Source organism: uncultured Victivallis sp. (genome assembly GCA_944389935.1).
Taxonomy (GTDB): domain Bacteria; phylum Verrucomicrobiota; class Lentisphaeria; order Victivallales; family Victivallaceae; genus Victivallis.
Window position 1 is genome coordinate 1 of record CALXOE010000049.1, and the last position, 20,462, is coordinate 20,462.

Sequence of the window (20,462 nt, forward strand, 5' to 3'; positions counted from 1 at the left end):
GGAAGATTGCTTCGTGTTTTTGCGGCTCTTTCTCCCCGCACCGGCCGACCGCAGCCGAGTCCGACTCCGACCCGTACGCGGCACCGGCACCTTGCCGGACGCAGGGGGTGCGGGGGGCGGCGGACACGCCCCCCGCCTCCCACGACCATGCAACGCCTGAAAAAACAAAGGACACGCCCCCTGCCTCCCACGACCATGCAACGCCTGAAAAAACAAAGGACACGCCCCCTGCCTCCCACGAGCTGGTAACGAAAAAAGCGGCATTTACGCTCATCGAGCTCCTCGTGGTGATTGCGATCATCGCGATTCTCGCGTCGATGCTGCTGCCGGCGCTGAACCAGGCGAAAGAACGAGCCAGGAGCGCGAGCTGCACGAACCAGCTCAAGCAGATCGGGCTCTGCCACAGCCTCTACGCCGGGGACAACGGGGACATCATCGCACCGTGGCGCATGACGAAAACGCAGCCGAACTTTCAGTGGGCGATCGGGCTGGGGCCTTACGCCGACGGGCTGTTCCGTTCCCGCAATCGGCGCGGCGAATACCTGGGGAACGGCAACTACAACTGGTCCGAACCGCAGAAATATTACGCGGTTCCGCTCTGTCCCTCCTATGTGAAAGGCGAGGACCGGATGAACATGCTCTCTCCGGACAGCGCGTACAAGTATGAAATTTCCGCGGGCGGCTACGGTCAGAACAAGGCGCTCGGCTACATCGGCAACACCTCGAATCCGCTGCGGAAATTCGGGAAAATCATGCAGCCGGCGCGGACGCTCATGACGCTGGAAGCCTACTATGACGCGGTGAACTGGTACGGCGACTGGTCCGGTGCCGGGAATGTCTTTGCCTTTCCACATGCGAAATCGGCGAACTATCTGCTCGCCGACGGGCATACTGAGAATCTCCGGGGGGATAATCCGGATGAGGTTTACGGCGAAGACCGCCTCAGCGCGCCGTTCCTGTGGTTCCCGACCGCCGCGGAGAACACCACCACCATCGCCAACACCTACCAGAGGAAGAACTGATGCATAGAATTCTCACCTGTCTGCTGCTGTTTGTGCTGTTCTCGCTGCCGCTGCTGCCTGCGGCGGATCTCACGCTCTCGCGCAACGGAACGATTCTCGTCGACGGCAAGAGCCTGCTTCAAGTCATGCACTACAGCGATAAATGGTATCCAAACCGGCAGAACGACGCGAATTTCGATCTGCCGGCGGTGGCGGACGGCCATTGGAGAGGCGACTGGAAGCTGCGCGGCAGCGGCGCAGTAATGCGGTTTGAAACCCGGGTCGACACCTCCCGGCCGGAAGAGTGGCGGGTCTCCGTCTCGCTCGACAGCAGGGAGGGAGTCCCGACCGGCGCGGCCGTGCTGCAGTTCGAGATTCCGGCGGAAACGATCGTCGGCAAACATCTGCGTTCCGGCGGGAAAGAGCTTGCCGTGCCGGAGAAGTTTCTCGCGGAACGGATCGGCTCGTTTGAAAAAGCCATGCGGGTCGAAGTCCCTCTGCACACGGGTCTCGCGCAGCTTGAATTCCAGCAGCCGGTGACGATCACCGTCCATGACGCCCGGAAGTTCAACCTTGAGACGATCACGCTGCGCATTGCGCTGCAGCCGGTGCAGAAACAGCTCAAGCACGCCGAACTCACTTATTCTATCGGATTTCAGCCGTATCGGACGCGGGTTCTCGATCTTTCGAAAGCGGCCAACATGGCGCTGGCCGATGAAACCGCCGACGACGGGAAAGGCGGCTGGACCGATCAGGGTCCGGAAAACGATCTGAGGCTGCTGCCGCCCGGAGAACTCCGCTGCGGCCCGGCGGCATTCCGGATTCTCGATCCCGGCGTGAACGGCGGACGCGCCGTCATCATGCTCAACGGAACCGGGCGCCCGGCGTTCCCGCGCGAAGCCGTGATTCCGGCCGGGGACGGAAACATCCGCACGCTCTTTCTGCTGCACGCGGTGGCGTGGCCCGTGCGCGATGAGACCGCCGTCGGCACCATTCGCGTGCGTGGTCGCAACGGCCGGGAAACCTCCCGGAACGTGGTGTTCCGCCGCGACGTCGAGAACTGGTGGATGCCCGGCACCGTCCCGAACGGAATGGTCGCGTGGAGCGCGTTTCACGTGCAGGCGCCGGTCGGTCTTTACATGAGCATCTTTTCCTTCCCCGGAGAGGAGGCGCAGTCCGTGACGTTTGAATCGGCCGGGAATGCGGTCTGGGGAATCGTCGCGGCGTCGGTCTCCGACCAGGCGATCGAACTGCCGCCGCAACGCACGTTCACGATCTGGCGCGGCCGGGAGTGGATGCCGTTCACATCCGCCCGCCACGTGGAACCGGGCAGTGCGCTGGACTTCTCGTTCCTGCAGGATGCACCCGCGGGAAAATATGGATTCCTGCGCGCCGCCGACGACGGCACGTTCCGGTTTGAAAAGCGGCCGGAACAGCCGTTCCGGATTTACGGAGCGAATCTCTGCCTGACCGCGAACTATCTGCCGCACGAGGAGGCGGACCGCTTCGCCGAACGGATCGCGCGGATCGGTTACAACAGCATCCGGCTGCACCATTTCGACCGCGACATCGTCGACCGGAACGGACCGGACGGTGCAACGTTCCATCCACAGCAGCGCGACAAACTCGAGTACCTGATTGCGGCGCTCAAGAAGCGCGGAATCTATATCACGCTCGATCTCTTCACCATCCGGCCTCTGAAGAAGAACGAACTGCCCGGCGGCGTGCCCGACGGCACGAATTACAAGCTGCTCGCAATGATCGATCCCGCCGCGAAAGAGAATCTGCGCCGGTTCGCCCGGGAGCTGCTCACGCATGTGAATCCCTACACCGGCCTCGCGCTTTGCGATGATCCGGCGCTGCTCAGCGTGAGCCTCATCAACGAAAACACGTTGATTCACCTGATCGGCCGCGCCGAACCGCGCGTCCGGGCGATGTACGAAGCGGAGTTTCAGAAGTATCTGAACGGGCGGCAGGTGCGGAACCGCGACGATGAATTCCGCCGCTTTCTGCACGAATTCTATGCGAAGAGTTACGCCGAACTGGCCGGATTCATGCGTTCCATCGGCATCAGAGTGCCGCTGACCGACCAGAACTACATCTCCGCGCCGGAACTGACGCTCGACCGGCTCAACTACGACTACGTGGACAATCACACCTATTTCGACCACCCGATCTTCGCCGTGCGCGACTGGAGTCTGCCGCTCAAGCTCAACAACATCAGCTCGATTGAAATGCGGACGCGCGTCCCGGGGACTCTCGCTCCGAGCCGGGTGTTCGGGAAACCGTTCACCGTTTCGGAATTCGACTACTGCCACCCGAACATGTTCCGGGCGGAGGGCGCGCCGATTTTCGCAGCCTGCGCTGCTCTGCAGGGGTGGTCCGGCATCTACCGCTTCGCCTACGCCCATCACTGGAAAACCGTGACGGAGGATGTCGCCGAAATGAACGCATTCGATGTCGCGAACGACCCGGTCCGGCTGTTCGGCGAACGGCTCGGGATCGCATTCTTCCTGCGCGGCGACGTGAAGAGCGCCCCCTCGGCAGTAGCTGTCGCAATTCCGGCCGACCCAGCCGCCGTACCCGACCATTTCCGCTACTCGCGTTCCCTCGCGGAACGGTGGATCGAGTGCCGGATCGGTTCCGTGCTTCAGACCGGGCCGGACTCCTACCGTCCCGCGCTGCCGGAGAATTGCCGGGAGATCGTTCCTCCTGACTGGACCGGCACAGAACCTGCGGAACGACACAGCGAAACGGGGGAACTCTCGGTCAACTTCAAGGAGAAGAGTTTTCTCGCCGATACGCCGCAGAGTGTCGCGATGGTGCTCCCGGCCGGAGTACGACGCGACGGGAAGTGGTTCTCCGCCGTCGCGACGAAAGGGTTTGCGGTCGCCGGCGCAGTGAAACTCACCCCGGACCGGCTGCTGATACTGCACCTGACCGACGTGAAGTCGGAGGGGGTCTCATTCACCGGACCGGATATGCGCGAACTTACCGCCAACGGCAAAGGGCCTCTGCTCGCGCGGCACGGCGTCGCCGAAATCACGGTCGCTCCGGGCGCGGGAGAGTGGAAACTCTTTGCACTCGATCTCTCCGGACGCCGCATCGAGCCCGTTCCGTTCCGCCGCGCCGGAGAAAAAATCACTTTTCAGGCCGATACTTTCCGGGCGAACCAGGTCGTGTTCGCCTATGAATTGGTGAAAAACGAGGATTGATCCAGAATGAAAACCGCAGTTATCGTCGGAGCGGGCCACCGCTCGCTCTGCTACGCCTCCTACGCGGAGAGACACCCGGACGAATTCAAAATCGTCGGCATTGCCGAACCGTCGGACGACCGTCGCCGGATCGTGGGCGAGCGATTCGGAATTCCGGAGGAACGGCGCTACCGTTCCGCCGAAGAGCTCGTCGCCGTACCGAAGTTCGCCGACGCCGCAATCAACGGCACCATGGACCGCCAGCACGTTCCGACCACGATCCCACTGCTCGAGCGCGGTTACGACGTTCTGCTCGAAAAACCGTTCGCGGTCAGCATGGAAGAGGTGGACGCGCTGGAAGCGGCGGTCCGCCGCACCGGGCGGCGGGTCATGATCTGCCACGTGCTGCGTTACGCGCCGTTCTACGTCGCATTGAAAGAGCGCGTGCTCGCCGGAGAGATCGGGGAACTCATCGACGTCCAGACCGCCGAGCACGTGAGTTATCATCATTATTCCACCGCGTTCGCCCGCGGCAAATGGCGCCGGCTCGAGGACGGCGGTTCCTCTTTCCTCATGTCGAAGTGCTGTCACGACCTCGACCTCATCACCTGGTTCAAGAGCGGCGTCGCCCCGGTGCGCGTGTCGAGCTTCGGCGGACTCCACTACTTCACCCGCGAACACGCTCCGGCCAATTCCGGCGAACACTGCCTGCTCGACTGCCCGGTCGAGGAAGCATGCCCCTACTCCGTGCGGAAACTCTATCTGAACCACCCGGATCGCTGGGTATTCTACGTCTGGCCCGAACTCGAGGAGTCCGGCGACCTCTCGATCGAGGCCAAGACCGCCCGGCTCAAGGATCCCTCGAATCCCTATTCGCGCTGTATCTGGAAGATGGACAATGATGTCGCCGACCGGCAGGTCGTCGCCATCGAATTTGCGGACGGCTCGGTCGCGACTCACAATCTGGTCGGCGGCACCTCCCGCCCCATGCGGAAAATCCACCTGCTCGGCACCACAGGTGAACTCGAGGGAGTTTTCGACGACAACCGCTTCGTGATCCGCCACAGCGACACGCGCCCCGGACACGAGTATTCCGAAACCGTCGTCGATCTGAACAACCTCGGCGACACAACCGGCGCCTACGGCAGCCACGGCGGCGGCGATGAACGGCTGACCGCCGACTTCGTCGCAATTCTGAACGGCCGGGAAAAGTCCGTCTCCTGCACGGAGCTGGCCGATTCAATCAACGGCCATCGCATCGGCTTCGCCGCCGACCGCGCGCGGATCGAACACACCGTAGTCGAACTGTAAACCTAAAGAACCCCGCCGGCAAGACGAATCCCGTGATGGGTGAACTCTTCCGGCGCAAGTTCAAGGAACGGCAGCGCCGCCGCAAAGAAAGGCGCATCCCCGCCGGTCGCAATGACACGCATCGAACCGACGCCGCCATACGGTTGCGCCGCAGCCTCCACAAGTTCGCGCACGAGCCCGACCGCACCGCGGTCGACCCCGAACCGGATCGATTCGACCGTGCCGTTCCCGGCCCGCTCCGGCAGTTCGGTCGAAAACGGGATCTCCGGAAGCTGTGCGGTTCCCTGCGCAAGCGCTCGGCGCATGAGCCGCCGCCCCGGCGCGATCGCCCCGCCGCGGAACACCCGCTCTGCATCGACGATCTCCAGCGTGATCGCCGTCCCGCAATCCACCGCGATCGCCGGAAGTTCATGGAATTCCGCCAGTGCAATCGCATTTGCAACCCGGTCCGCCCCGAGCGTCGAAGTGTCCACCTGCGTAAAATCAACGAAATTTCCGCAATTCCGCGCATCGATAAACCGGATTCTTTCCGCTCCGGGGCGGCACTTCACCTCCGGCACCACCGTTGCCGCAACCGCCGGAATTCCCGCCGGCAGCACATTCGGGTCAAACCGCATGGTCTCCACCCGGAACAGGGGCTCAAAATGCTCTCCATTCCACAACTCCGCGCGGCTGTAAGTATTTCCGATGTTCACTACGACAATCAAGACTCACCTCACAAAAAGGGACGCAACTCGGGACGCAGCCCGAACGTCGCAAGCAGCTCCTTGATCCGCTGAGCCTGATTTGCATGGCAGACCAGCGTCGCATCCGGCGTCGTCACAATCACGAGATCATTCACCCCGATCGCCGCCACCAGATGATTCGGCTGCCCCGAAACAATCAGATTATGGGAATCGAGCTCCGCAAAAAGCCCGGTCGCGACGTTGCCGTTGCGGTCGGCGGTCAGATGATTCCGCAGCGCGGTCCAGCTGCCGATGTCGTCCCAGTCGAACCGGCACTCCGCCACCGCCATTTTCAGCGCGTGTTCCATCACCGCATAGTCGATCGAACGCTTCTGCTGGCGGCCGAAGAGCGATGGCAGCGTACCGGCAAGCGTGCCGGATTGTTCGAGATCGCTGACCTGCCGCAGCATCGTTGCAAGTTCCGGACACTGTCGCGCCATCTCCGCTTCGAGCGCCCGCACCTGAAAAAGGAACATCCCGCAATTCCAGCGGTAACTGCCCTCCTCCAGAAACGCCCGCGCCGTCGCAAGATCCGGTTTCTCCCGGAATCCGAGACTGCGGAACAGTTTCGTCTCCCCCGCCGGCTCGAGCATCTCCCCGCAACGGATGTAACCGTAACCGGTAGCCGGCTCGGTCGGAACGACCCCTACCGTGTAGATCCACTCCGGATTTTTCTGCGCCCGCAACGCCACATCCTCGAGCAGAGAGGCCAGATCATGAGTCCTCTCGATCATGTGATCCGCCGGCAGCAGAATCATCACCGCCTCATCGCCTCCACGCGCCCGGATGATTCCGGCCGCCAACGCCGCACAGGGCGCCGTGTCGCGCGCCGCAGGTTCGCCGATCACGTTCTCCTCCGGCAGAAACGGCATGAGTGCCCGGACTCCGTCGACATACTCCCGGTTCGTGACGACGAGAATGTTCTCGACCGGCAGGAGCTGCCGCAGCCGCTCCACCGTCATTTCGATCATCGTCGCATCCCCGAGAAGCTGTAGAAACTGCTTCGGCCGGCTGACCCGGCTCTGCGGCCAGAACCGCTCCCCCTTTCCTCCCGCCATCACGACGGCATAAACCCCGTTCAACATGATTGCGCCGTCCCCCTCCGGCTCAAATCCCATAAAAAACAGCCTCCCCCCGCGGGGAGGAGGCCCGATCAGTCAATGGAACAGAGCCGGAACACGTTCCGACCCCGATCCTCCATTTCAGCTCATCTTTTCGATGATCTTCACGAGCGGCGCGAACAGCGCCACGACGATGCCGCCGACGATCACGGCCAGACCGACGATCATCAGAGGCTCGATCATCGAGGTCAACGCACTCACGGCGTTGTCGACTTCCTCGTCATAGGTGTTTGCGATCTTGTCGAGCATCTCCGGCAGCTTACCGGTCTCCTCTCCGACCTCAACCATGGAGATCACCATTTCCGGGAAGATCTTCGTCGCGGAGAGCGGCGCGGCGATGCCTTCGCCCTCTTTCACCGCGTCATGCACTTTCTGAATGCCGTTCGCCACCACCTCGTTGCCGGAGGTCTCTTTCACGATCGACAGCGCCGACAGCACCGGCACACCGGAAGCCATCAGCGTTCCGAGCGTTCGCCCGAATCGCGAAATCGCCGTCTTAGAGATGATCGGACCGAACAGCGGCATGTTGTATTTGACCCAGTCCACCCCGTATTTCCCGGCGGGGATCTTCACCGTGATCTTGTATATGACGATGATCGCCAGAATTCCGAGCAGATACCACCACCACTGCTGCACCATCGTGTTGCTGACGTCGATGACGAACACCGTGATGCCCGGCAGCGGCTCTCCCTCGAGCAGCTCGGCGAAGATCTTCGTGAAGTTCGGCACGATGAAGATCATCAGACCGACCACCGCGAGAATCGAAATACACAACACCACCGACGGGTAGATCATCGCCGACTTCACCTTGCCGGAAATGCGCGCGGCCTTTTCCATGAAGCTCGCAAGACGGTCCAGAATGATCTCCATCGCACCCGACGCCTCACCGGCGCGAACCATGTTCAAGTAGAGTTTATCGAACGATTTCGGATGCTGCGAAAGCGCTTCCGCAAAGGTGGCGCCTCCCTCCACCGTATCGGCGGTCTTGCCGAGAACCTGCTTGACCGCCGGATTCTTCGCCTGTTTTTCCAGTGTCCGCAGGGAACGGATGAGCGGCAGCCCGGCGCTCAGAAGAATCGCAAGCTGGCGGGTGACGATCGTAAGCTCCTTGCGTTTGATCTTCACCACGCCGATGGTCATGTTGAACCCGCCGGCTTTCTTCTTGCCCTTGGCGCCTTTCTGCGTTTTTTTCTGCCCGCCGACCTCCTTGATCATGGTCGGGAACATGCCCTTGCTTTTGAGCTCGGACGCGACAGCTTCTTCTGAGGCGGCAGTGATCTTGCCTTTCTGTTCCTTGCCGGAAGCATCCATCGCGGTGTACGTGAATTGCGGCATTTTATTGTCTCCGGATTAAAGTAATTCTGATCAGATCTATCATTAAGTGTAACGAAGAACCTCGTCCACAGTCGTCTCTCCGTTGAGAATGGCGGCGAGGCCATCCTCGCGCAACGTCCGCATTCCCATTTCACGCGCCTTGTCGCGCAGATGGTTGGCCGGAGCTTCATTCGCAATCATCTCCCGGATCTCATTGTTCACAACGAGAAGTTCGGTGAGCGCTTTCCGTCCCTTGTAACCGGTGTGGTTGCAGTTCGGACAGCCGCGGCCGTAGGAGAACTTCCGATCCCCGATGACGCTCCGGTCGATCCCGAGACGGTACAGGTCGTTGTCGGTCGGCACGTAGTAGGTCTGACAATTCTTACAGACCCGGCGGACCAGACGCTGCGCCAGAATCCCCGCCAGCGACGAACAGATCAGGAACGGTTCAACCCCCATATCCACCAGACGGGTCACCGTACTGGCCGAGTCGTTCGTGTGCAGCGTACTGAACACGAAGTGACCCGTCAGCGACGCCTCGATCGCAATCTGCGCGGTCTCGAAGTCGCGGATCTCTCCGACCAGAATCCGGTCCGGGTCCTGACGGAGGAACGCGCGCAGCGCCCGCTGGAACGTCATCCCGACCGCATCGTTGATCGGCACCTGAATGATGCCCTCAATATCGTACTCGACCGGGTCCTCGGCCGTCAGGAGCTTGTCCTCAACCGTATTGACCTCCCCGAGCGCGGAGTAGAGCGTCGTGGTCTTGCCCGAACCGGTCGGCCCGGTCACGAGCAGAATCCCGTTCGGCAGATGGATCATCTCCCGCAGCTTGGCGAGCACGTCTTCCCCGATCCCGAGCGAATCGAGCTGCAGATTCACCACCGTACGGTCCAGCACGCGGAGCACCACCGACTCCCCGTAGCTCGTCGGCAGACACGAAACACGCAGGTCGACCGGGCGCCCGTGGAACTTCAGCTGAATACGACCGTCCTGCGGACGCCGCCGCTCCGAGATATTCAACCCCGAGATGATCTTCACGCGGCTGATAACCGGAACGGCCAGACTGCGCGGCGGCGGCGGCATCTCGTAAAGCGCGCCGTCCACACGGTAGCGGATCCGGAACTCCTTTTCAAACGGCTCAAAGTGAATGTCAGACGCTTTGTCCTTGATCGCCTGATGAATCACGACTTCCACGAATTTCACGATCGGCGCATCGTTCGCGCGCTCCTCGTCGGTCTTGGTCTTGTCCTCCTCCTGCTCGGCCGGACCGAGTTCGGCGATGATGTCCGCAACCGAATCAACCTCTTCCGGGTAGTAGCGCTCCAGCTCGGACTCGAAGAGATCGGCATCGACCGCAACCGGCAGAATGTTCCGGTCGAGAATGAAACGCAGCGATTCGATCGTCTGATAATCGAGCGGATTGCGCATCGCAAGCTGAATCGTCCCATCATCCTCGATGCCGACCGGGATCACACCGTAGCTGCGCGCCGTATTCGTATCGATGCTCTCGATGATCTCTTTCGGCACATCCGCCACCCGCGGATCCCAGACGAACGACCCGAGGCTGTCCGCGATGATTTTCAGCAATTCACTGCGTTTGAAGAGCCCGTAATTCTCGATGATCTCCATCACCGGCTTGCCGCTGCGCTCGTACTCCTCGGCAATCTCGTTGAGCTGCTCCTTGAGGCCGGGACGCTCGGCGGAATAGTTGTTTTTCAGAAGATCAATTAAGGCAGAACTTTCAATATCCAGCATATTTTCACCATTCCGGAATTAGTTTTCATCCATCAGCGTCACGAAGATGACCTCTTCCAGCGTCGAAATGCCGGCCTCGGCCTTGCGGATCGCGTCGTCCCGCAGCGAACGCATGCCGTTGCGCCGCGCCGCCTCGCGGATGACGCCGCTCGGCTCGTTCGCGAAGATCAGCTTGCCGATGTCCTCCGTGATCTGGAAGATCTCGTAGATACCGATACGTCCCTTGTAACCGGTTCTGCCGCAGCGGTCGCACCCCTTGCCTTTGTAGAACTGGTGGTTGTCCAGATACTCCTGCGAAAGCCCGAGCATCCGGATCTCCATCGGAGTCGGCGTGTGCGGCGCCTTGCAGTTCGGGCAGATCCGCCGCAGCAGCCGCTGCGCCATCACCGCCCGCAGCGCGGTCGCCACCAGGAACGGCTTCACCCCCATGTCGACAAGTCGGGTGATCGCGCCCGGCGCGTCATTCGTGTGCAGCGTACTGAACACCAGGTGACCCGTGAGCGCCGCGTTGATCGCGATTTCAGCGGTTTCGAGGTCGCGGATCTCACCGACCATGATGATGTTCGGCGCCTGACGCAGCATCGAACGCAGCGCCGCTGCGAATGTCATCTCCACGTGCCGGTCCACCTGCACCTGATTGATGCCCGCGAGCTGGTACTCCACCGGGTCCTCAACCGTGATGATCTTGCGGCTCGTGGTGTTGATCGTGTTCAGGAATGCGTAAAGACTCGTCGTCTTGCCGGAACCGGTCGGCCCGGTCACGAGGAAGATTCCGTCCGGCAGGCTGATGATCCGGTTCACGATCTCAAGGTCGTCCGCGTAAAAACCGAGCTTCGGCACGTCAAGCTGAATGCTCGACTTGTCGAGGATACGCATGACGATCGACTCCCCGTGCACGGTCGGCACCGACGATACACGCAAATCGATGTCCTTGTCCCCGACCGTCACCTGAATACGTCCGTCCTGCGGAATCCGCTTTTCGGTGATGTCGAGCCGCGCCATGATCTTCACGCGGCTGGTGAAGTTCGCCTGCATGTACTTCGGCGGCCCCTCGACTTCGCGCAGCGCTCCGTCGATGCGGTAGCGGACACGGTAACGCTTCTCCATCGGCTCGAGGTGAATATCCGACGCTTTCATCTTGAACGCATCGATGATGAGCTGCGTCACGAGTCGGATGATCGGGGCATTCTCGTCATCCATCGACTCCTTGGTGCCGATGTTGCTCTCGATGATGGTCGTGTCGATCTCCTCGCCGTCGGTCAGCTCCTGCAGATATCCCTCGACGCTGTCGGCGCCGACCCGGTAGTAGCGGTCGAGAACCGCATCGATCTGCTCCCGGCTCGCAACCATCGCATCGACCTCGGTCCCGAGCAGATAGCGCAGGGCGTCGAGCGTCTCCATATCGGTCGGGTCGCTCATCGCGATCGTCAGCACGTCGTCGCGCTTCATGACCGGAATGACCTTGTAGCGCGAGGCGACCTCCGGACTCAGGCACTCGATCACCTCCTGCGGAATTTCGTAGCTGTTCAAATCGAGCACTTCCATGCCGTACTGCTGCGCGAGCATCGCGAGCAGGTCGCGTTCCTGAACCGAACCGTCCTTCTTCAGGCATTCGACCGGGTCGAGGGTCCCCCCGGATGCCGCCGCTTCGCTGCGCGCCCGGTTGACCTGATCCCGGGTGACCATCCCGTACTCCACGAGGAGCTCGAGAATATATTCGGTGTCTCTGGCCAAAATAACATCTCCTGTATCTAAGAAGTCCGCAAAAATTTCCTTGACTGAAAGTTAACCCGTTTTTCCGCAAATTTCAAGCGATAGTTTCGATATCTGCGATTATTTTTTCCAATACGGCCGGATAATCGGGGATTTTCCGCTCTTCGGCCTCGGCAACCGGCTCCGGCGTCGCGGTCGCGGGAGAGGAGGGAGCGAAAACCGTGCAGCTGTCGGGAACCTGCGTATTGGAGAGATCATAACTGCCGATCATCTCCGCAATCCGGATCGTTTCGAGTTTGTCGGCCCCCACCAGCGGACGCAGCACGAGCATGTCGATCGCACGGTTGATCGTGTTCATGTTGACGAGCGTCTGCGAGGCAACCTGCCCGACCGCCTCGCCCGTCACGAGCGCGCGACAGCCGGTCGAGCGCGCAACCTGTTCGGAGATGCGCAGCATCGCCCGGCGGTAGAGCACGGTCCGGAACCGCTCCGTGCAGTTGTCCCGGATCAGCTTCTGCAGCGGCGCGAGGTTGCACAAATGCAGTTTCCCGTGAATCTGCCAGCCGTTCAGGAACTCCGCGATGCCGCGCACCTTGTCGGTCGTCTCCGGCGGCGTGTACGGCGAACTGTGGAACGTGATGAAATCGGTCGGGCAGCCGCGTTTCATGATCATCCACGCCGCCACCGGCGAATCGATCCCCCCCGAGAGCAGCGTCAGCACGCGCGGATTGCTCCCGACCGGCAGTCCGCCCGGCGCCCGGTATTCATCCCAGTAGAGCAGCGCGAATTCGTCGCGGATTTCCACTCCGAGCGTGTATTCCGCATGTTTGAGGTCGATCCGGAAGCGGTCGTCGCCGAATTCTTTCGCAATCGAGGTCACCAGGTCGATCTCGATCTCCTGCGACCGGAACGGAAACTTCTTGAAACTGCGGCGCGCGCGCACCCGGAACGAGATGCTCTCTTTTTCCGCGAAAACCGGCGCGAGCACCTCCCGCGCAAGTTCGACTGCTTTCGCGCGGATCGCATCCATGTCGACCGCGACGCGCGCGGCGGGGGAGAACGATTCGAGCCCGAACACTTTCGCGAGCCGGGGTTTGATCGTCTCCAACTCCTCCCCGGTGAAATCGCCCTCATGTTTCGGTTCAACCCAGACCCGGCCGCGAACCCGATGTACGCGGCACGGCGCTCTTCCGTCGAGCAAATGGCGGATATTTTCAACGAGACACCGCTCGAACATGTTCCGGTTGTTGCCCTTTGTGGCAATCTCATGGTAGCGGCAGATGATGGAATTGTACATGATGACGGGAAACTCCTTTGTGTGTCAACGCAAAAGATACCCCGCCCCGCCCGGAAAGTCAAGCGCGCGCAACGCGAAAACTCTCCTCCGGCGGCGGGGGCGGATTCTCTCTCACGCTGTCGCGTTCGATGAGCCGGTAGGGAATGACCGTGTGACGAGGGAAGGCGATGCCGCGCCGACGGGCGTCGAGCAGATCTGCGACCGCTTTCGCCTGTGCGGCGTAGTCCTGCGTGATCGTGGTTTGCGGCGGAATCGCGTAACGGGAGTACATGCTCCGTTCGGAAGCGACCAGCGAAATATCCTCCGGAATGCGCCGGTTGTAGAGCGAAAGCACATAGGCGGCGATGATTCCGGCATTGCCGCCGGGACAGAAGAGACCGTCAATCCCGAGCTTCAGAAGTTTGCCGATCTCCTCCGCGTAGGAGTCGGCGAGAGCGAAGCGAACGAGCCGTTCCAGGACCGGCAGCCGATTTGCCCGCAGCGCCCGGAGAACCGCTCCATGCCGGATTCCGGTATTGCCCATATCCGCTTTCCCGTAGATAATGACGCCGATTTTGCGGCAGCCGTGGCGGGCGAGACATTCGATTCCGAGGTGCATCGCCTGATTCTCATCGGAACGGATCGAGTAAATCTCCCCCGCTCCCGTCGGAGGTACGTCGCGGTCGATGACAACCAGCGGCGCAGCGAAACGTTCCTCCCAGTTGCCGAATGATTCGACATCGACACCGATCGAAACTGCACCGCAGAACCGAATCCGCTCGAGCTGGCTGAGGTTGTCCGACGGCAGCATTTCGATCCGGTAGCCGCGCGCGGAAAGAGTCAGCGCCAGTTCGGAAATCACCATTTCAACATAGCTCCGGATCGGATAGATCTCCCGAAGCGGACTGATGACCACCACATTCTGCTGTTTCTGCGAGAGACGCGGGTGGTATCCCGCCTGCCGTGCCGCCGCCAGAACCCGTTCGCGCAGCTCCTCGCGGATGTTCGGATGGTTGCTGAACACCCGCGACACCGTCGCGGTGGATACCCCCGCCCTCTTCGCAATCTCCTGGATTTTCACAACGCCTCACCCCGGTATATGAGATTGTTTTCATAAAAAATTGATTTATTTACAATATATTCGGAATTTGATTGAAAACAAATTCTTTTTGCAATTTATTTTTCAAAAGATTGTGCGCAAAGCTCTTGTAAAAACACTCCGGGAGTTTACTGTATCCGGAAACAGGAATCGCGAAAGGAGCATCGAGATCGGAGATGAAACGACATTCGATTGTATTCACCGCTCCCGGCCGGGCGGAGCTGCAGACATCTGAAATGGCGGAGCCGGAACTGAAACGGGATGAGGTTCTTCTGGAGACGGAGTGCACCCTGGTCAGCCCCGGAACCGAACGGGCATGCCTGCTCGGACTCGCCGGCGGGGAATTCCCGAAGTATCTCGGTTACAGCGCGGTGGCGAAAGTGCTGCGCGCCGGGGAGGAGGCCGGATTTCTCCCCGGGGAACGGGTCGCGGTGTACCACAGCATGCACACCTCCCGTCTGGTGAAGCAAACGCAGGATCTGGTCCGCATCGATGATGACGCCCTGCCGGCGCACACCGCGGTTTTCGCGATCGTCGCCGCGATGGGGCTGCAGGGAGTCCGCAAGGCGCGACCGGAGTTCGGGGAGTCTCTGGCGGTGATGGGGCTCGGGTTGCTCGGGCTCTTCGCCGTCCGCTGCGCATATCTCAACGGACTTTTCCCCCTGATCGCGATCGATTACAACCGGCGTCGGCGGGAACTTGCGCTGGCATTCGGTGCCGATGCGGCTTTTTCGCCCGACGAACCTGATCTGGCGGAAAAAATCCGCAGTCTCACGGGCGGAAAAGGCGCGGACGTGGTGGTCGAAGTGACCGGAAATCCGGAGGCGCTCAACGGCGCTCTCGACTTCACCGCGCCGTTCGGACGCGTCACGCTCACCGGCTGCTCCCGGACTCCGACGCATGAACTCGATTTCTACCACAAGGTTCACCGCCCGGGGATCAGCATCATCGGGGCGCACAATATGGCGCGGCCGCTCCACGACGCGCGCCCCGGCAACTGGACCATGCGGGAGGATATGGCGCTGCTGCTGCGGCTGTTTTCCGCCGGACGGATTCGGACGGAGTCGCTGCTGAACGTCGTGGCCTCTCCCGCGGATGCCCCGGTGATCTTTGAACGGATCACCCGCGGAGACCCGGAGCTGCTCGGCGTCATTTTCGACTGGAAGAGTTTTGCGGAAAGATAGGAGCGTCACTTATGCGGAAAATCAGAATCGGACAGATCGGCATCGGTCACAATCATGCTTCGGAAAAAATGGCCGCGCTGCGCCGTCTCAGCGATTTTTACGAGGTGGTCGGCGTCGTGGAGGAGGACGAGTCATGGTGGAACCGTCGCGGCGGATTCCCTGAGTATCAGGGAGTTCCGCGTCTCACGGAGGAGGAGCTTTTCAACACGCCCGGGCTCGAGGCGGTTGCGGTGGAGACCGACGGTTTCGAGCTTTTGGAGACCGCGCGCCGCTGCGTCGACCGGAATCTCTCCATCCACATGGACAAGCCCGGCGGGGAGAAGCTCGAACCGTTCCGCGATCTGCTGAACGAGTTCCGCCGGAAACATCTGACAATTCAGCTCGGGTACATGTACCGCAACAATCCGGCGATTCAATACTGTTTCGAGGCGGTGCGGAACGGGTGGCTCGGGGAGATCTTCGAGGTGCATGCCGTGATGAACCGTTATGACGGCCATGACGAGGCCTATCGCCGCTGGCTCGCGCAGTTTCAGGGCGGGGCGGTCTACATCTTCGCCGGACATCTGATCGATCTGGTCGTGGCGATGCTCGGGCGGCCGCTGCGGGTGACCCCCTACCTCACGAAAACGCGCGACGACAATCTTTATGACACGGGCGTCGCCGTGCTGGAGTATCCGCGTGCGGTCGCCACGGTGCGGACCGGCGTCACCGAGGTGGACGGGATGAAACATCGGCGGCTGATCGTATGCGGGACAAAGGGGACGATCGAGATCTGCCCGCTGGAGCAGCCTGCCGACCGCTACCGGCTCGATCCGCTCCATCTGCGGCTGACGCTGCTCGAGGGGAACGAGACGTTCGCGGCCGGAACGCATATCGTGGACGTCGGTGTTATGAACGGACGATACGACAACCAGCTGATCGAATTGGCGAAGATCATCCGGGGCGAGATGGAGAATCCGTGGCCGTTCCCGCATGAACTGATCGTGCAGGAGGCGTTGTTGCGTGCCTCTGGTGTTCAGCTGTAACAGGAGAGACTATGGAAAGACAATGGAATGGAAAAAACGTCCTTGTATCAGGAGCGGAAAATGAAATCGGCAGGGCGGTGGCCCGCATGTTCGCTTCGCATGGCGCAAGAATCGCAGTCGCCGCCCCTGTCCGGGAGGAGGCGGAGAAAGTCGTTGCGGAAATCAGCGAATCGGGAGGAGAAGCGATTGCATTTTCCGCCGATCCAGCCGATGTTGATCAGGTCAGGCGGATGGTTCGATGTGTGACCGAAACGCTCGGTTCGATCGATATTCTCGTCAACAATGCGGGGGGAGACAACCTCCATGCGGTCGGAATTGTCAGAGCTTTTTCGGAGTCGGAACCTGCGCAGTGGGCTCCTTTTCTTGAGTCTGTCCTGCGGGGAACCATTGCAACGATTCGTTATGTCCTGCCGCAAATGATCGTGCGCCGGACGGGCAGGATCGTCAATCTGGTATCGGTGGCGGGAGTCTCCGGTTTGCAGGGGGCGCCGATCCGCTCGGCGGTGGAAGGAGGAATTATCGCCCTGACCCGGAGCCTGGCGATGGATTGCGGCGCATGCAACATCTGCGTCAACAGCATTGCTTCGGGAGCGATCCAGATGAAACCGGGTCCGGAATCCACGATCGGCGGCAGCGTGTTCGGCCGTTCCGGGACGCCGGAGGAGGTCGCGAAACTGGTCTGTTTTCTCTGTTCGGAAGACGCCGGCTACATCACAGGTCAAAATTACATAATCGACGGCGGCTGCATTCTCGGGCCGAAGGAGGAATAAGGGAACATGGATAAAATGCTTGAAGGAAAGACCGCCGTAGTCACCGGCGCGGGTGGGCGAATCGGCATCGCGATCTGTTCGCGCCTTGCGGAGGAAGGCGCCGCGGTCGTCTGCGCGGACCTCACCCGGGAAAATGCCGAAAAAGCAGCTGAAACAATCCGCTCCGCCGGGGGATGCGCCCTTCCCTGTCAGGTGGATGTGACCCGGAGTGACGAAGTCCGCCGAATGGCGGAAACGGCGCTCAAGGAGTTCGGTTCGGTCGAAATCCTGGTAAACAACGCGGGAGGCAGCGCCGGGTTGTTTCATCGGCTCTCCCGCTTTGAAAACACAACCGAGGAGATCTGGCGCCGGATCATAGACCTCAATTTGAACGGAACGCTCTGCTGTATTCACGCTCTGCTCGGCCAGATGATGGAACGCAGATACGGTAAAATCATCAATATGTCTTCGATCGCCGCGGAAAAGGGGATTCTGGATCGGGTGGACTACTCCGCGGCCAAGGGGGGAGTCCTCTCTCTGACCCGGGCGCTGGCGCTGGAAACCGGAAAATACAACATCAACGTCAACTGCATCTCTCCGGGCATGGTCGTCGGTGCGGCGTCGATTCCTCATCAGGGAACCTGGCTGGGGCGTACCGGGGAACCGCGTGAAATCGCGGCGCTGGTGGTGTTTCTCGCATCGGACGATTCCAGTTTCATCACCGGTGAAAACCATACCATCGACGGCGGACGTGTTCTCGGGGTGCGTTACCACAACCGGGAAGAACAATAAAATCCAACAAACAGGTCATTTTCAAATAGAGGGAAAAATGAACGTTACCAGAAAAGTGCTGGTGCTCGGTTCTTCCGGGGCGATGGGACAGTATCTGCTTCCCCGGCTGTCGGAGCTGGGCTATCGGATTGACGCGGTTTCGCTGGATGCGGCCGATCCGGGGCTGCGGGGGGTCACCCACATTCAGGCGAACGCAAAAGACCGGAGCGTCTACCGCGAACTTCTCGCAAAGAATTACGACGGAATCGTCGACTTCCTGACCTACGCCACCGGAGAACTCACCTGGTATCTGCCGCAGGCGTTGAATCACACCGGACACTACATGTTTCTATCGAGCTGCCGGGTGTTCGACGACAAAGAGCATCCGGTCAGGGAGAGTTCGCCGCGGCTGATCGATTCGTCGGATGACGTGCTGCTGCGAAATTCGGACGACTACTGCATCTACAAGGCGCGCGGCGAAAATATTCTGCGCGCTTCCCAGCGGAGAAACTGGACGATCGTCCGCCCCGCGACCACCTACTCGTTTCTGCGCTATCAGCTCGTGACGCTCGAAGCGGCGGACAACGTGGGGCGCGCTTTCGCCGGAAAGCGGGTCGTCGTTCCGGAACAGGCGCGGGAGAAGCAGGCGACCTTGAGCTGGGGCGGCGACGTCGCCCGCATGCTTGCCGGGCTGCTCTTTCTCGACCGGGCGATCGGGGAGGATTTCAACGTCGCGACCGGAGAACATCACTCCTGGGAGGAGATCGCCGACTATTATCACGACATCTGCAACCTGGAGGCGGTCTGGGTGGACAAGGAGGACTATCTGCGCATTCTCTCGCCGGATCCGTACAACATGGGACCGCGCTGGCAACTCGAATACGCCCGGCTCTTCACCCGCGAAACAGACAACTCGAAGATTCTCTCCACGCTCGGGATGAAACAGAGCGAGCTCATGCCGCTCTACGACGGGCTGAAGCTGGAGATCGGCCGCTGCCCGAAAGAGACCGTCTGGCGGGTCAACACTGCGATGGACGATTATCTTGCGGCGATGGACCGCCGCTCTTCCGGGAGGTGAAAGCATGAAGAAACAGTGGCGTGTTGCGGTCGCTTACGACACGAAGCGGATTTTTCTCGGTGGACATGGCACCCACCTCGCTTTTGTCGGGCTGCCCGGAGTGGAACATGTGGCTCTGGCGGATTCCAATCCGGACGGACTCGATGAACGAATGCGGCAACTCGGGGTGAAGCGCCATTACGACGACTATCTGGAGATGCTCGACCGGGAGAAGCCGCAGATCGTCGTGCTCGGCTCCCGGATTCCGGAGGATCACACGTTCCAGATCCGGGCGGCCGCGGAGCGGGGCATTCACGTGCTTTGCGAAAAGCCGATGACCAACGATCTTCGCGTCGCCGATGAGCTCATCGCTCTCGCGGAGAAACACAACGTGAAAATCGCCGTCGCCCATCTGGCGCGCCATGCGTTGGTGTTCCGGACGATGAAGCGGATGATCGAAGAGGGCGTGATCGGCACGCCTCTCACCTTTTACGGGCGGGGAAAAGAGGACGAACGCGGCGGCGGCGAGGATATGATCGTGCTGGGCACCCATATCCTCGACCTCGGCTGTTATCTCTTCGGCGCTCCGGAATCGGTCTCGGCGGAGATCACGCAGGAGGGGCGGGCGCTGCGGCGGGAGGATCGGTGTGTGACGAAAGAGCCGCTCGGGCCGGTCGCCGGGGATAATGTGTTTGCGCTCTACCGTTTTCCGGACAGTGTCCGCGGGATTTTCGAGAGCCGGCGCGGACTGTTTCGGAAGCAGGTGCGGATGGGAGTCTCTGTGGCCGGGACTGAGGGAATTTTAAGCGTCCGCTACGACAACGACCGGAAACTGCGGCTGAGCCGCACTCAGTTTCCGCCGGAGGACGAAGCCGCCTACGAGGAGGTGCCGCTGGTGGAGACACGGGTCATTCCGGACGCGGAGGAGCTGCGCGACTTCGGTTTTCTGCAGTATTTCCGGGAGAACAATCGATTTGCCGCGTGGGATCTGCTCGGTGCGATCGAGGAGGACCGCCGGCCGCTGGCGAGCGCGTATGATGCCCGGACGGCGCTGGAGATGATTTACGGGGCCTATGCGTCGCAGTTGGCCGGGCGGGTAATTCCGCTGCCGCTCAAGGATCGGGTGCATCCGCTTGAGAGGAATCATTTGGGAGGAGAGTGAAC

Annotated in this window: 16 protein-coding genes; 9 read left to right on the top strand and 7 right to left on the bottom strand. The window is 60.9% G+C overall.

Translation table 11 applies throughout. The features are described 5' to 3' along the window. The first annotated feature begins 5 nt into the window (after positions 1–5). Genes Q0J85_RS12880 through Q0J85_RS12890 form a run of 3 tightly spaced genes read left to right on the top strand, consistent with a single transcriptional unit; the run spans position 6 to position 5,506 of the window. Complete coding sequence (locus tag Q0J85_RS12880) at positions 6–1,022, top strand: prepilin-type N-terminal cleavage/methylation domain-containing protein (RefSeq protein WP_367274658.1); 1,017 nt, start codon at positions 6–8, stop codon at positions 1,020–1,022. Further along, positions 1,022–4,216, top strand: a complete 3,195-nt coding sequence (locus Q0J85_RS12885; RefSeq protein WP_294482376.1) for a hypothetical protein — start codon at positions 1,022–1,024, stop codon at positions 4,214–4,216. Before Q0J85_RS12880 ends, Q0J85_RS12885 begins: the two co-directional genes overlap by 1 nt. Before the next feature lie 6 nt (positions 4,217–4,222). Further along, positions 4,223–5,506, top strand: a complete 1,284-nt coding sequence (locus Q0J85_RS12890) for a Gfo/Idh/MocA family oxidoreductase (RefSeq protein WP_294482379.1) — start codon at positions 4,223–4,225, stop codon at positions 5,504–5,506. 2 nt (positions 5,507–5,508) lie between these two features. On the opposite strand, the gene Q0J85_RS12895 is transcribed toward Q0J85_RS12890, so the two are convergent. From Q0J85_RS12895 to Q0J85_RS12925, 7 genes are all read right to left on the bottom strand, one after another. After that, positions 5,509–6,213 carry a type III pantothenate kinase gene (locus tag Q0J85_RS12895; protein ID WP_294482380.1) on the bottom strand — a complete coding sequence of 235 codons (705 nt, stop codon included), beginning with the start codon at positions 6,211–6,213 and terminating at the stop codon, positions 5,509–5,511. An 8-nt stretch (positions 6,214–6,221) separates the two neighbouring features. After that, complete coding sequence (locus tag Q0J85_RS12900; RefSeq protein WP_294482383.1) at positions 6,222–7,349, bottom strand: mannose-1-phosphate guanylyltransferase; 1,128 nt, start codon at positions 7,347–7,349, stop codon at positions 6,222–6,224. 84 nt (positions 7,350–7,433) lie between these two features. Further along, entirely contained in the window at positions 7,434–8,687 is a 1,254-nt protein-coding gene (locus Q0J85_RS12905) for a type II secretion system F family protein (RefSeq protein ID WP_294482385.1), read from the bottom strand. Positions 8,688–8,729: 42 nt separating this feature from the next. Further along, positions 8,730–10,424 carry a GspE/PulE family protein gene (locus Q0J85_RS12910; protein ID WP_294482387.1) on the bottom strand — a complete coding sequence of 565 codons (1,695 nt, stop codon included), beginning with the start codon at positions 10,422–10,424 and terminating at the stop codon, positions 8,730–8,732. 18 nt (positions 10,425–10,442) lie between these two features. Further along, positions 10,443–12,158: a GspE/PulE family protein gene (locus Q0J85_RS12915; protein ID WP_294482389.1), complete on the bottom strand. Its 1,716-nt coding sequence runs from the start codon at positions 12,156–12,158 to the stop codon at positions 10,443–10,445. A 73-nt stretch (positions 12,159–12,231) separates the two neighbouring features. After that, the gene (thiI, locus tag Q0J85_RS12920) at positions 12,232–13,434 is read right to left on the bottom strand and encodes a tRNA uracil 4-sulfurtransferase ThiI (RefSeq protein WP_294482391.1); all 1,203 of its coding nucleotides are present in this window, start codon (positions 13,432–13,434) and stop codon (positions 12,232–12,234) included. 58 nt (positions 13,435–13,492) lie between these two features. Beyond that, on the bottom strand, positions 13,493–14,494 hold the full coding sequence (locus Q0J85_RS12925; RefSeq protein ID WP_294482394.1) for a LacI family DNA-binding transcriptional regulator: 1,002 nt from the start codon (positions 14,492–14,494) through the stop codon (positions 13,493–13,495). Between the two features lie 194 nt (positions 14,495–14,688). On the opposite strand from Q0J85_RS12925, the gene Q0J85_RS12930 reads away from it, so the two are divergent. From Q0J85_RS12930 to Q0J85_RS12955, 6 genes are read left to right on the top strand one after another with little or no spacing between them, the layout of a single operon-like run. Next, complete coding sequence (locus tag Q0J85_RS12930) at positions 14,689–15,696, top strand: zinc-binding dehydrogenase (RefSeq protein WP_294482396.1); 1,008 nt, start codon at positions 14,689–14,691, stop codon at positions 15,694–15,696. 11 nt (positions 15,697–15,707) lie between these two features. Further along, positions 15,708–16,721 carry a Gfo/Idh/MocA family oxidoreductase gene (locus Q0J85_RS12935; RefSeq protein ID WP_294482398.1) on the top strand — a complete coding sequence of 338 codons (1,014 nt, stop codon included), beginning with the start codon at positions 15,708–15,710 and terminating at the stop codon, positions 16,719–16,721. Between the two features lie 11 nt (positions 16,722–16,732). Next, positions 16,733–17,491 (top strand): SDR family NAD(P)-dependent oxidoreductase, encoded by a 759-nt coding sequence (locus Q0J85_RS12940; protein WP_294482399.1) that lies wholly within the window; start codon positions 16,733–16,735, stop codon positions 17,489–17,491. Between the two features lie 6 nt (positions 17,492–17,497). Further along, positions 17,498–18,262 (top strand): SDR family NAD(P)-dependent oxidoreductase, encoded by a 765-nt coding sequence (locus Q0J85_RS12945; protein WP_294482400.1) that lies wholly within the window; start codon positions 17,498–17,500, stop codon positions 18,260–18,262. A gap of 37 nt (positions 18,263–18,299) precedes the next feature. Then, positions 18,300–19,319 carry an NAD-dependent epimerase/dehydratase family protein gene (locus Q0J85_RS12950; RefSeq protein ID WP_294482402.1) on the top strand — a complete coding sequence of 340 codons (1,020 nt, stop codon included), beginning with the start codon at positions 18,300–18,302 and terminating at the stop codon, positions 19,317–19,319. Between the two features lie 4 nt (positions 19,320–19,323). Continuing rightward, on the top strand, positions 19,324–20,460 hold the full coding sequence (locus Q0J85_RS12955) for a Gfo/Idh/MocA family oxidoreductase (protein WP_294482403.1): 1,137 nt from the start codon (positions 19,324–19,326) through the stop codon (positions 20,458–20,460). The last annotated feature ends 2 nt before the right edge of the window (positions 20,461–20,462 follow it).